The 13076-nt window shown below is 52.3% G+C and carries 9 protein-coding genes; 6 read left to right on the forward strand and 3 right to left on the reverse strand.

The window, feature by feature from the left end:
* Nucleotides 1-6: 6 nt before the first annotated feature.
* From oadA to B3007_RS03395, 3 genes are all read left to right on the forward strand, one after another.
* On the forward strand, nucleotides 7-1788 hold the full coding sequence (oadA, locus tag B3007_RS03385) for a sodium-extruding oxaloacetate decarboxylase subunit alpha (RefSeq protein WP_068443227.1): 1782 nt from the start codon (nucleotides 7-9) through the stop codon (nucleotides 1786-1788).
* A gap of 13 nt (nucleotides 1789-1801) precedes the next feature.
* Nucleotides 1802-3103: a sodium ion-translocating decarboxylase subunit beta gene (locus B3007_RS03390; RefSeq protein WP_301377073.1), complete on the forward strand. Its 1302-nt coding sequence runs from the start codon at nucleotides 1802-1804 to the stop codon at nucleotides 3101-3103.
* Nucleotides 3104-3254: 151 nt separating this feature from the next.
* On the forward strand, nucleotides 3255-3746 hold the full coding sequence (locus B3007_RS03395; RefSeq protein WP_301377071.1) for an MgtC/SapB family protein: 492 nt from the start codon (nucleotides 3255-3257) through the stop codon (nucleotides 3744-3746).
* 97 nt (nucleotides 3747-3843) lie between these two features.
* On the opposite strand, the gene mqo is transcribed toward B3007_RS03395, so the two are convergent.
* Nucleotides 3844-5325 carry a malate dehydrogenase (quinone) gene (gene mqo, locus B3007_RS03400; protein ID WP_301377069.1) on the reverse strand — a complete coding sequence of 494 codons (1482 nt, stop codon included), beginning with the start codon at nucleotides 5323-5325 and terminating at the stop codon, nucleotides 3844-3846.
* A 451-nt stretch (nucleotides 5326-5776) separates the two neighbouring features.
* On the opposite strand from mqo, the gene gtfA reads away from it, so the two are divergent.
* The 3 genes from gtfA (at nucleotide 5777) to ggpS (ending at nucleotide 11048) form a co-directional block, all read left to right on the forward strand.
* Complete coding sequence (gene gtfA, locus B3007_RS03405) at nucleotides 5777-7219, forward strand: sucrose phosphorylase (protein WP_301377068.1); 1443 nt, start codon at nucleotides 5777-5779, stop codon at nucleotides 7217-7219.
* A 36-nt stretch (nucleotides 7220-7255) separates the two neighbouring features.
* Nucleotides 7256-8587 carry an MFS transporter gene (locus tag B3007_RS03410; protein WP_068443239.1) on the forward strand — a complete coding sequence of 444 codons (1332 nt, stop codon included), beginning with the start codon at nucleotides 7256-7258 and terminating at the stop codon, nucleotides 8585-8587.
* 181 nt (nucleotides 8588-8768) lie between these two features.
* On the forward strand, nucleotides 8769-11048 hold the full coding sequence (ggpS, locus tag B3007_RS03415) for a glucosylglycerol-phosphate synthase (RefSeq protein ID WP_301377065.1): 2280 nt from the start codon (nucleotides 8769-8771) through the stop codon (nucleotides 11046-11048).
* A 314-nt stretch (nucleotides 11049-11362) separates the two neighbouring features.
* On the opposite strand, the gene B3007_RS03420 is transcribed toward ggpS, so the two are convergent.
* Nucleotides 11363-11524, reverse strand: a complete 162-nt coding sequence (locus B3007_RS03420; RefSeq protein ID WP_301377063.1) for a hypothetical protein — start codon at nucleotides 11522-11524, stop codon at nucleotides 11363-11365.
* A gap of 183 nt (nucleotides 11525-11707) precedes the next feature.
* Nucleotides 11708-13066, reverse strand: coding sequence for an NAD-dependent succinate-semialdehyde dehydrogenase (locus tag B3007_RS03425; RefSeq protein ID WP_301377061.1), 1359 nt, complete (start codon nucleotides 13064-13066; stop codon nucleotides 11708-11710).
* Nucleotides 13067-13076: the final 10 nt, after the last annotated feature.

Below are 13076 nucleotides of genomic sequence, written 5' to 3' on the forward strand. Positions count from 1 at the left end.
TCATCCATGACCGATTCTAAGAAACCATTAGGTATTACCGACGTCGTCCTGCGTGATGCTCACCAGTCTATTCTGGCGACCCGCATGCGTATCGATGACATGCTCCCTATTGCTGAAAAACTCGACCAGGTTGGTTATTGGTCACTTGAGTCCTGGGGCGGCGCAACATTTGACTCCTGCATCCGCTTCCTCGGTGAAGATCCATGGGATCGTATCCGCGAATTCAAGAAAGCAATGCCAAAGACCAAGCATCAGATGCTGCTGCGTGGTCAGAACCTGCTTGGCTACCGTCATTACGCTGACGACGTGGTTGAAAAGTTTGTAGAGCGTGCGGCTACCAATGGCGTAGACGTTTTCCGTGTGTTCGACGCAATGAACGACCCGCGCAACCTTGAGACAGCATTGAAAGCTGTTAAGAAACAAGGCAAGCATGCGCAGGGTACGCTGTCTTACACCACCAGTCCGGTCCACACTCTGGATTCCTGGATTGATCTGGCAAAACAGATCGAAGATATGGGTGCTGATTCCATCGCCATTAAAGATATGGCCGGCATCCTGACGCCGTACCAGGCTTACGAGCTGGTATCTCGTCTGAAGTCACAGACTGACCTTGAAGTTCAGCTGCACGCACACGCGACAGCGGGTATGTCTGACATGACCATTCTGAAAGCGATCGAAGCGGGTATTGACCGCGTTGATACTGCGATCTCTTCTATGTCGATGACCTACGGCCACACGGCAACAGAATCTGTTGTTGCGGCATTGGCGGGTACGGATCGCGACACAGGGCTGGATCTGTTGCTGATCGAAGAAATTGCTGCTTACTTCCGTGACGTCCGTAAGAAGTACGCTAAGTTTGAAGGCGCACTGCGCGGCACTGACAGCCGTATCCTCGTTGCTCAGGTGCCAGGTGGCATGCTGACCAACATGGAAAACCAGCTGCGCGAGCAGGGTGCGTCTGACAAGTTCGACGACGTTCTGAAAGAAATCCCACGCGTTCGTGAAGACCTGGGGCATATCCCTCTGGTGACTCCAACGTCTCAGATTGTTGGTACTCAGGCAGTACTCAACGTTCTGACAGGCGAGCGTTATAAGTCTATCTCGAAAGAGACTCAGGGTATCCTGAAAGGCGAATACGGTGCGGCTCCTGCGGCAATGAACGCTGAGCTTCAGGCTCGTGTTCTGGATGGCAAAGAAGCCATCACCTGTCGTCCGGCTGATCTGATCGAAAACGAACTCGATAAAGTGATCGCTGATGTCGATAAGCTTGCAGCAGAGAAAGGTATCGAGCTGTCTGCCGACAAGATCGACGATGCACTGACCTACGCTATGTTCCCTCAGATTGCGCCTAAGTTCCTTGAGAACCGCAATAACCCAGACGCGTTTGAGCCAGCTCCAAAAGGCGCTGATGAAGACACCTTCACTGTGACTGTTGATGGCAACGAGTACGTTGTTAAAGTTGACGACGGCGGTGACGTGACCGACCTGGCTCCAGTGAATGGCGCGCCGATGTCGTTCGGTGGTGACTCAGGTAACGCTGGTGCTGCGACGTCTTCTCCAGTTGCTGCGGGCGGTGGTGACCCTATCTCTGCTCCACTGGCTGGTAACGTCTGGAAAGTACTGGTTCAGCCAGGCCAGGCTGTGAATGAAGGTGATGTCGTTATCATCCTTGAAGCCATGAAGATGGAAACTGAAGTGCGAGCACCTCGCGCGGGTACCGTCGGCAGTGTGACAGCCACCGAAGGTGCTGCTGTGAAAGTGGGTGACACCCTCTACACACTGGGTTAATGGGAGCTGACTGATGGAAAGTTTACTCCGCCTCTGGAATGACACTGGTATCGCCCACATTGAGGGTGGTCAGGCGTTCATGATGCTGGTTGGCTTCGGTATGCTGTACCTGGCCATCAAGAAAGGTTTTGAACCGCTTCTGCTGCTGCCAATCGCAGTTGGTACTCTGATGGTAAACATCCCGAGTGCTGGCCTGGGTTGGTCTGCGGCTGAAGGTGCAATCCGTTCTGCTGATCCTGCATTGCTTGCTCAGTTCCGAGACCTGTTCGGTCTGGCGGCTGATGCGACTGTGCACAATATACTGGATGCGTATCACAGCGCAGAATCAGCGCTGTACAAGAAGGCGCTCCTGTTGGGTAAAGAAGCTGGTTTTGAAAATGGTATGCTCTACACCTTCTACAGTGTGACAATCGCCAGCGGCGTTGCGCCTCTGTTGATTTTCATGGGTGTTGGCGCAATGACTGACTTTGGTCCGCTTCTGGCTAACCCGAAAACACTGCTGCTCGGTGCTGCTGCTCAGTTTGGTATCTTTGGTACCGTTGCTGGGGCGGTGCTCCTGACCGACGCTGGTCTGATGGACTTTACCGTTCAGCAGGCCGCTGCGATCGGTATTATCGGTGGTGCAGATGGCCCAACCTCGATCTTTATTGCATCTAAGCTGGCTCCTGAGCTGCTCGGTGCGATTGCGGTTGCTGCGTACTCATACATGGCGCTGGTTCCTCTGATTCAGCCTCCGATTATGAAGGCTCTGACCACAGAAGCTGAGCGTAAGATCCAGATGGAACAGCTGCGTACGGTGACAAAAGGCGAGAAAATCGTCTTCCCGATCGCGGTACTGATTCTGGTTGCACTGTTGCTGCCTTCAGCAGCACCGCTGCTGGGGATGTTCTGCTTCGGTAACCTGATGAAAGAATCTGGTGTTGTTGAGCGTCTGAGCGATACCGCACAGAACGCACTGATCAACATCGTGACCATCTTCCTGGGTCTGTCAGTAGGCTACAAAATGAGCTCTGACGCCTTCCTGAATGGCAGCACTCTGGCGATTATCGTTCTGGGTCTGGTTGCGTTCATGGTAGGTACTGCGGCAGGTGTTCTGATGGCTAAGATCATGAATGCTTTGTCCAAAGATCCAATCAACCCACTCATCGGTTCTGCAGGTGTTTCTGCTGTACCTATGGCGGCACGAGTGTCGAACAAAGTGGGTCTGGAAGCCAATGGCCAGAACTTCCTGCTGATGCATGCGATGGGCCCGAACGTTGCGGGTGTTATCGGTTCAGCAGTTGCGGCAGGTGTGATGATCTCGTTCTTCGGATAAGACTCACAACCCTGCAGTTTAAAAAACGGCACCTTTTAAGGTGCCGTTTTTTTTGCCTGTTGTTTGTACTCAGTACGGTCCAGTAGCTACTCAGAGGAACCTCGTAGTGTGCTTTGCGCTCTCAATGGTGAGAGATTAATGGAGTAGTTACATGACAGAGCTTGAATGGACACAAATGTTAAATCACTTTGTGCACCTTGGGATTGCCTTCTTACTGGCCGTACCGGTCGCTGTAAACCGTGAACTCAGAAGCAAAGGTGTTGGCCTGCGCACGTTTCCTCTGGTGTCTGTGGCGTCCTGTGGGTATATGTTGCTGGCGATGCAGGTTTACAACGGTTCCGATGCTGAGGCACGGGTGATGTATGGGCTGATTACCGGGATAGGTTTTATTGGTGGTGGTGCAATACTTAAGAACGGCAGTAATGTGTCAGGTACAGCAACGGCTGCGAGTATCTGGAACACTGGAGCGATTGGTGTCTCCGTGGCGTACAGCTATTACGAAATTGCGATTACCCTGTCGTTGATTAACTTTCTTGTATTGCAGTTTGGTGGTGTGATCAAGCAGGAGACCAGAGCGGTATCCCGAAAGGACGCCGAGCGTGACGTTGAAGAGTCCCAGCGTGCCGCGAAAGAAGGCGAGTAGGGGCGTCGACCAATATCAGGGCTGATCAGTTATTTCGACGGGGTAGCGGAAACAAAAAAGCCAGGCAGGCGCCTGGCTTTTTCAGTTATGCGGGCGTTTACTCGCCGATCTTCAGAGTGCTTAGCACTTCTGAACGGATACGACCAAGGAGTTCTGCATCGTTTTTCAGGGACTCGCCGTAAGAAGGAATCATTTCCTTCAGACGCTTATCCCAGCCTGATGCCATCTTCTCAGGGAAGCAACGCTCCAGCACTTCGATCATCGCCTGTACTGCGACGGATGCGCCCGGAGATGCGCCAAGAAGAGCGGCCAGAGAGCCGTCTTTGGCTGCAACGAGTTCGGTACCGAACTCAAGTTTACCTCGACCGCTGGCGTCTTTCTTGATGATCTGAACGCGTTGACCGGCACGGGCCAGTGTCCAGTCGCCGGCTTTGCAAGCTGGGTAGTAACCGCGCAGAGTACCAACGCGCTCTTTATGTGACTGGCGAACTTCGCTGATCAGATACTTGGTCAGGTCCATATTGTTAAAACCTACATCCATCATAGGCATCAGGTTGCTGACGCTGACAGATTTAAGCAGGTCAAACTTAGAGCCAGACTTCAGGAACTTCATTGTGAAGCCGGCGAATGGGCCAAACAGCAGGGCCGGCTCACCGTTGATAATGCGTGTATCCAGGTGAGGTACTGACATAGGTGGCGCACCAATCGCAGCCTTGCCGTACACCTTAGCGCTGTGCTGAGCAACGATCTCAGGGTCTTTGCAGACCAGCCACTGCCCCGATACTGGGAAACCACCATAGCCATCAGCCTCGTCGATACCTGAAGCCTGCAGGAGTGGAAGAGCACCACCACCGGCGCCGAGGAAGACGAAGTTAGCCTGAATGGTTTTCGATTTGCCTGACTTGCGGTCTTTCACGCGAACGTGCCAGCTTCCGTCTTTAGAATGGTCAAAATCGTTGACTTCATGATTCAGGCAAAGAGTGAAGTTGTCGTCGTTCTGGAGGTTCTTGACCATGTTACGGGCCAGTGAACCGAAGTCGACATCCGTGCCGTGGGCAATGCGGGTTGCAGCAACTTTTTCCGAAGGATCGCGATCCTTCATAACGAGCGGCATCCATTGTTCCAGTACAGCTGGATCTTCGGAGTACTCCATCTCTTTGAACAGATGGTGAGCGCTCAGCTTTTCATGGCGGCGACGCAGGAACTCAACGTTCTCCTCTCCCCAGACAAAGCTGAGGTGTGGCGTTGTATTGATAAAGTTCTTTGGCTCGGGCAGGCCGCCTTCGCGTACCAGATAGCTCCAGAGCTGAAGTGAAATTTCAAAGTTTGCGTTGATCGACAGTGCCCGGTCGATTTCGACATCGCCATCGGCGGTTTGTGGCGTGTAGTTGAGTTCACAGTACCCAGCGTGTCCGGTGCCAGCGTTGTTCCAGCCGTCTGTACTTTCGTGTGCTACGTGGTCGAGGCGTTCAACCAGGGTAATTTGAAGGGATGGGTCCAGTCTGCGTAGCAGTGTGCCCAGGGTTGCGCTCATTGCACCGCCGCCAACCAGCAGTACGTCGACCTTTTCTGTCGTCATTCGGGAATCGCCTTTAATTCAGATACTCTTTCAATGCAGGCAGAAGACCGGGAGCAAGGGGTGTCCTTATTAGCCAGCTTCTGATCCGATACAGAACGGGATATCCGTCTGAACCTGCTCGTCTGTATGAAGAGAATAGACCTGAAAATCAGGCCTGGGCCAGTATCGTGTCTGCACTGGCTCTACATAACATATGTCTTTTCATTCGCTCGCGAAAATACCCGAAAACCCTATACGGGTCAATTGGATAGAGACTTTGTCAGGCTTTGACGACTGGCCCTGAGGCACGCTTCTGAAGCGGGTTTCCGCACCCATTGTCATGCGTTGGAGAGTGTCAGGAACCTTGATCAGCTCCCCCCATCTTAAGAATGACCAGAACGTCGGGCGTAATCGGCCATAGAGGGGTGAATACTCTGTGTCATGCGTTAGGGTGAAATGAGAGGAGGACACTATGTCGTTGAAAAATGCCGTACAACTAATTGCCTATCCAGACCGCATAGGTAAAGACCTGAAAGACCTCGCGGGCTTCATGGAACAATACCTGAGCACTGCGGTGGGTGGCGTCCACATACTGCCGTTTTACCCGTCGAATGCCGATGCTGGCTTTTCACCGTTAACGCACAAAGAGGTTGATCCGGCGTATGGCGGCTGGGCAGACATTGAGCGGATCGCAGCACAGTTCGATATCTGCGCAGACCTGACAGTGAATCACATCTCTGACGAATCGGAAGAATTTAAAGACTTTCTGCAGAAGAAAGACGAGTCGAAGTACTCTGAGCTATTTGTCCGCGTCGATAAAATGGGCGAATTTTCACCGGATGACATGGCGAAAATTCATATTCGCAAAGAGAAAGAACCCTTCCGTGAGGTCACCTTTGCGGACGGCTCAACAGAGCGTGTCTGGTGTACTTTCACCGAGCAACAGATCGATCTTAATTATGAGGCGGATGCTACTTATGAACTGATGGAAGATTACATCGGTTTTCTCGCTTCAAAAGGTGTAAAACTCTTTCGTCTCGATGCCTTTGGCTACACGACTAAACGCGTGGGTAGTACCTGCTTTCTGGTAGAGCCTGATGTTTACCGTAATCTCGATTGGGTGAACTCCGTTGCGCAGAAACACGGAGCGCGCTGTTTACCCGAAGTCCATGACCACAGCAGCTATCAATACGCGATCAGTCGGCGCGATATGCATCCTTACGGCTTTGCTCTGCCTCCTCTGGTGCTCTTCTCGCTGCTTGATGCCAACAGCGTCTATCTCAAGCACTGGCTACGTATGTGTCCGCGCAATATGGTGACCGTGCTGGATACCCACGATGGTATCTGTATTCCGGATGTTGAAGGTGTGCTGCCGGAAGAGAAAATTGCTGCTTTGATCGATAACCTGCAGCAGCGCAGTGCCGATCCGATTATGCGTAAGTCAGCCGCGAATATTCACAGTGTTGGGGCGATTTACCAGATTACCTGTACTTTCTATGACGCACTGATGCAGAACGACGACGCCTACATTGCAGCGCGGGCGATTCAGTTCTTTACGCCGGGTATTCCCCAGGTCTACTACGTTGGCTTGCTGGCCGGTGTTAATGATGAAGAGCTGATGGAAGAAACTGGCGAGCTACGTGATATTAATCGTCATTATTACAGTCTCGAAGAAGCGAAAGAATCACTCACCAGCCCGGTCGTTAAACGCTTACTGAAGCTGATGGAATTCCGCTCTAACTATCCGGCATTTGATGGCCGATTTGAGCTGCATTCAAGTAATGACAGCAGCGTTCATATGGCGTGGCGTCACGGTGAATACTACTGTGAGGTTTTTGTAGATCTTAACTTTAATACTGCAGTATTAAGCTATCTTGATACGGAGACACTGGAAGAAGTGTCTGTCACCTGCTGATCTCTCTGGATCAGAAATTATTCGTTAAGGTATCGCATGCTTAAACAACTCCGACCGGTTCTTTCATTGCTGGCTGGAGTAAGCCTGTTGCTTCTCGGCAGCGGCCTGCTCAACACCTTGCTGGCAGTGCGGGGCAGCGAAGAATCCTTCAGTGATCAGGCCATGGGTTTGATCATGTCGGGTTACTTCGTCGGCTTTTTTGTGGGCACCTTTCTCGCGCTGCCACTGATCCGGCGAGTGGGGCATATCCGTACCTTTGCGATGTGTGCAGCCGTGGGTTCTGTATCTGTACTTCTCCATGATGCGTTTGCCACACCCTGGGCCTGGGGTGGGCTGAGAATCCTGACCGGAACAGCGCTGGTGATTCTCTACACTGTGATTGAGAGCTGGCTGAATGCAACCACACCGCCGCAGAACCGCGGACAGGTGTTTGCCGTCTATATGGTGGTGAACCTCGGGGCATTAGCTGTTTCTCAGCAGTTTATGTCGCTGGCGCCGGCGTCCAGTTATCTGCTTTTCGCACTGGCATCGGTATTGGTGACGCTGTCTCTGGTGCCTGTCACAGGTACACGCTTTGGCCCTCCAGAAGTCCAGCAGGTTAAACGCCTGGGCATACGTTTTCTTTGGCGCATTGCACCTCTGGCGATCAGTGCCGCGTTTCTCTCGGGGCTGGCGATGGGGGCATTCTGGGGGATGAGTGCGCTCTATGCCTCACGGATTGGGTTGCCCACGTCAGAGGTAGCGACCTTCGTTACAGCGGGCATCATCGGTGGTGCTCTACTGCAATATCCGGTGGGGCGCCTGTCCGACAGGTTTGATCGTCGCCGTGTACTGGCGGGGATTGTTGGCGTAGCTGCTGTGTCTGCGTTGCTGATTATCCCGGCGTCGTTTGCCTCGGTGGAATTTCTTTATGGCGCTATCGCTTTGTACGGCGGGTTGGCTTTTGCAGTGTACCCCGTGGCCGTTGCTCATTTGATTGACCATCTGGAAAGCGGGGACATTCTTCCGGGGGGCAGTGCGTTACTCTTGGTGCACGGTATTGGTGCAGCTATTGGACCAGCACTGAGTGGGCAATTGATGTCCATGACCGGCGCAAGTGCACTGCCTGTGTACTTTGCCGCAGTTCAGGGCACTCTGTTCCTGGTGGCGGTATGGAAAATGCATCAACGACAGAAGGACGAGACGACAGGTGAACCAGCTCAGTTCGTACCTATGGTAAGAACGACGCCTACTGCTCTGGAAATGCATCCGGATGACAGTGAGCAATCGCCAGATCTGACTCCAGATGTAACACAGGGAACAAGTGAGGAATCAGACATTCATGAGGAGGATAGGGAACCACCTCCGTCTCAGGCAGCTCAAAGCTGAAAAGCTCCGGCTGTTACTGATTGTACTTCTACAATCGCCCGGTGATACCAGTCGCCCTGACCCGGCGGTACTCCGGAGCATCTCACAATCGCGGTCGCATACTGGTTATTAATTAACCCGCACTGCAGTCGGCAGATCATCGCTGATTGAAATGAGAGCGGTGCGGACAGCGGAGATAATTATGCTACTTGCAACAGATCTTGATGGAACCTTTCTTGGTGGCTCGCAGGAGCAACGTCAGCAGCTTTATCAACTGATTGCTGCGCATCCCGATATTGACCTTATTTTTGTGACTGGCCGGGGGCTGGAATCGGTGATGCCATTGTTGGCAGACCCGACTATTCCACAACCGGAATACATTATCTGTGACGTGGGCTGTACCGTCGTTGATGGCGAGAACCTTCATCCGGTGGTGGAAGTTCAGGGCCGCATTGATGATAAGTGGCCGGGCGAATACACCATTCATGCGGCCGTTGAGCATATTGAAGGTCTGGTGCGTCAGGATGTACCTCAAGAACGTCGTTGCTCTTATTTTGTCGCGCCAGACGTAATGGAAAAGCATCGAGAAGAACTGGAGAAAATCGGCGAATCACTGAATTGCGATGTGCTTTATTCCGCAGATTTGTATCTCGACTTTTTACCGCGCAATGTGAATAAAGGCTCGACGCTGACGGCACTGGTCGAGCACCTGAAGCTGGATAAAGCCGATGTCATGGTCGCAGGTGATACCCTGAATGATCTGTCGATGTATGAATACGATTTCATTGGTGTATGTGTCGGCGAGTCTGAAAAAGGTTTGCTGGAAGCTACCGAAGGCCGTGCTCGTGTTTATCATGCCTCTGCACCGGGAGCTGGCGGTATCCTTGAGGCTATCAGTCATTTTGGCTTCTTAGGTGTTGAGGGGATTGATGCCGAAGGGCGCGATGACATAGAGCCAGGTGCCTCAGATCTGGTGATTGTTTACCACCGCCTACCCTACGAAGAATATATCGAAGATGGCGAAATGAAACGCCGTAATCACCGCTCACCGAATGGCATTATCCCGACGCTTGCCAGTTTCTTTAAAGACGGAAGAAAAGGCGCCTGGGTCGCCTGGTCTATTACCGATCCGTCTTTGAAAGAGTTTGAAGTTCATACCGAAGTCGACAAAGAGCAGTATCCGAATTTAGTTGCGGCGCGTGTTGGGCTGACGAAAGAAGAAGTCGACATTTTTTATAAGCGCTTCTCCAAAGAAGCTTTCTGGCCAACCCTGCATACCTTCTGGGAGCGTGCGACCTTCGTTGAAGATCACTGGAATGTGTTCTGTGAGGTAAACCGTAAGTTCGCTGAGCAGACGGCAAAAGAAGCTGCAGAAGGGGCTACTGTCTGGCTGCATGACTACAACCTCTGGATGGTACCAGCGTATCTGCGCGAAATTCGCCCGGATTTAAATATCGCCTTTTTCCACCATACATACTTCCCCTCGGCTGACGTCTTTAACGTACTGCCATGGAGAAAGGAAATTGTCGGTAGTCTGTTGCAGTGCGATTACATTGGCTTCCACATTCCACGTCAGTCAGAAAACTTTATTGATGTGGCAAAAGGTGTCATGCCGTTTGAAGTGACGGAAAAATCAGGCTGTGCTCCACGTTTCCTGACTTATGGTTGTGCCGTAGGTCTGGATGAAATGACCACAGAAATTAAAGTCAATGATCGTACGATTCGTCTGGGGGCGCATCCCGTTGGGCTGGATCTGAAACGCGTGGATAGCGCGTTAGAAAAACCTGAAATTCAGAATCGCATGAAAGAACTGCGTGAAGAACTACACGGAATTAAATTGGTTCTCTCTGTCGAACGCCTGGATTACACCAAGGGCATACCGGCGAAGCTTGAAGCGTTTGAGCGCTTACTCGAAGATCACCCAGAGCTTCACGGTAAAGTCACTCTGGTGACCGTTTGCGTACCGGCAGCGAAAGAAATGACCGTGTATAACGAATTACAGAATGAGATTGAACAGGCAGTGGGTCGAATTAATGGCCGCTATGCGCATGTCGGTTGGACGCCCGTTCAGTTCTTCTTCCGTGCTGTTCCGTTCGAAGAGCTGGTGGCCTACTACGCAATGGCCGATGTAATGTGGATTACGCCACTTCGTGATGGTCTGAATCTGGTCGCGAAAGAATATGTGGCGACCCAGGGTAAAACTGAAGGCAAGGGCGTGTTGGTGCTGTCTGAATTTGCCGGTGCCGCTGCCGAAGTTAAAGGTGCGGTATTGTGTAACCCGCATGATCCGGCGGAAATGGCAGATACCTGCTACTTTGCATTATCGATGCATCCAGACGATGCGGCGGCACGCATGAATGAAGCCTATGACGTTGTCAGTTACTACGATATTGCTCACTGGGGTCAGGACTTCCTCGACGAGGTAGCCGACAGTGCCCGTAAGAATGGGCGTGGCAGTGCTGACCTGACGGTTGTCGCATGACAACTGTTTTCCGTCACTGCTTCGCAACTCGCCGTGAACACATCCATGTAGGCTCGGTTATGGCATCCATGCCATAAACGGTTGCTCAGCAGAAATGGAAAATAAGATAACCCTGCGCGGATGTCGCGGTGTACCAGAGATCTCTGGAAGGCGTCTCGTGACCGTATGCAGCAGGGATGCTGCATTCGAGACTACAGGGAAGTACTCGTGTCGTGTCATGAGACACATTTCAGTGATCTGGCTTGATTGCGATGTTTATATTGTTTCCCATCACTGCTTTATAACTCGCCGTAAATACATCCATGTAGGCTCGGTTATGGCATCCGTGCCATAAACGGTTGCTCAGCAGCGACGGAAAACAACATACCTTTATGCGGATGTCGCGGTGTATAAAAGATCGCAGGGAAGCGTCGCGTGACCGTATGCAGCAGGGATGCTGCATTCGAGACTACATGGAAGTACTTGTGTCGTGTCACGGGATGCAATCCAGTGATCTGTCTACAATGTGATTTATAACTTGTTTCCCATCACTGCTTCACAACTCGCCGTGAATACATCCCTGTAGGCTCAGTTATGGTATCCACGCCATAAATGGCTGCTCAGCAGTGACGGAAAACAACACATCGATGTCAATGAGCTGAATCTGGTGGGAGCAGCGCTCAGGCTGCCCATATCTGTTTGATATTCACGAACTCGCGAATACCGTGAGGCCCCAGTTCACGTCCGTAACCGGATTTACCTATACCTCCACTAGGAAGTCGGGGATCGGTTTTGACGATCCCATTGATGGCTACCTGGCCTGCGTTTAATTCGCGAGCGGCTCTTTGTGCGCTGGTATCACTGCCGGTCCAGATACTGGACCCAAGGCCATATTCGGTATCGTTGGCAATGACCAGTGCTTCATCGAGGTTCGCTGCTTTGCAGACGGCCAGGACAGGGCCGAAAGTTTCTTCCCGGAAGACTGCCATCTCAGAAGTGACGCCAGCCAGAAGAGTCGGTGGATAGAAGAAGCCCGGCATATCTGGTTTCTCGCCGCCCGTTAAGCACTCAGCGCCATCCTGAATGGAGCGCATCACCTGACTGTGCAATTTGTCGCGTAAGTCTTCGCGCGCTATAGGGCCAATACATTGGTTTTCCTGCGAGGGATCTCCCAGTTCGAGTGCGTCAAAACGTTCGGTTAATTCGCGGCAGACGTCGTCGTAAACGCCAGCTTCAACGATGACACGCTTCGCTGCGATGCACGACTGGCCCGCATTAATCATGCGTGACAGTGTGATGACGTCACAGGCCTTCTGAACATCAGCATCGTTAAGAACAATGCAGGGGTCTGAACCACCCAGTTCAAGAACGGCGGGTTTCAGCCCGGCAGCAGCGCGTGCTGCGACTTTCTGACCGGCGCCACTTGAGCCAGTAAATGAAACGGCTTTAATGCCCGGATGGTCGATGGCATCACCCACGAGTTCGGTTGTGATGGGTAAATTCTGCATAACGCCATCGGGCAGGTTTTTCTGGAAAATTCGCGTTAAACAGGCGGCAGATTCAGGAACGTTTGGGTCGGGTTTCATCACGCAGGTGTTGCCCGCCATTAACGCCGGCGCCAGAAAACGCAGGGCCAGCCAGACTGGTGCGTTCCATGGAAGAATCCCTAACACGGTGCCCAGTGGCTGGTGGCAGACGTAACTGTCGGTGGCGTCGGATGCCAGTGTCTCCGGCTCCAGAAAGGCTTCTCCATTATCGGCGTAATATTCCGCGCAGAAAGCAGATTTTTCCACTTCGCCCAGACCTTCGCGCAACGGCTTGCCCATTTCTTTTGCCATCAGTTGCGCCAGCTCTTCTTTTGACTCGCGCATCTCGGCGGCAATATTGATCAGGCACTTTGCCCGCTCGCTGTAGCTCATCGCCGCCCAGGCTGGAGCTGCTGCAACAGCTTGTCCGACCGTGTCTTCGGCTTCTGCCAGTGTCAGTGTTTCAACTTCAGGCAGGGCAGTGCCGGTTGTAGGATTAATTGGATTAAGCATGGTCATTCCT

This window comes from Thalassolituus sp. UBA675 (assembly GCF_002297765.1).
In the GTDB taxonomy this organism is placed as follows: Bacteria; Pseudomonadota; Gammaproteobacteria; order Pseudomonadales; family Oceanobacteraceae; genus Thalassolituus.

Coding starts and splice junctions, on each gene's coding strand:
- ggpS (WP_301377065.1), top strand. CDS start 8,769: ATGCTACTTGCAACAGATCTTGATGGAACCTTTCTTGGTGGCTCGCAG.
- B3007_RS03395 (WP_301377071.1), top strand. CDS start 3,255: ATGACAGAGCTTGAATGGACACAAATGTTAAATCACTTTGTGCACCTT.
- B3007_RS03410 (WP_068443239.1), top strand. CDS start 7,256: ATGCTTAAACAACTCCGACCGGTTCTTTCATTGCTGGCTGGAGTAAGC.
- gtfA (WP_301377068.1), top strand. CDS start 5,777: ATGTCGTTGAAAAATGCCGTACAACTAATTGCCTATCCAGACCGCATA.
- oadA (WP_068443227.1), top strand. CDS start 7: ATGACCGATTCTAAGAAACCATTAGGTATTACCGACGTCGTCCTGCGT.
- B3007_RS03390 (WP_301377073.1), top strand. CDS start 1,802: ATGGAAAGTTTACTCCGCCTCTGGAATGACACTGGTATCGCCCACATT.
- B3007_RS03425 (WP_301377061.1), bottom strand. CDS start 13,066: ATGCTTAATCCAATTAATCCTACAACCGGCACTGCCCTGCCTGAAGTT.
- mqo (WP_301377069.1), bottom strand. CDS start 5,325: ATGACGACAGAAAAGGTCGACGTACTGCTGGTTGGCGGCGGTGCAATG.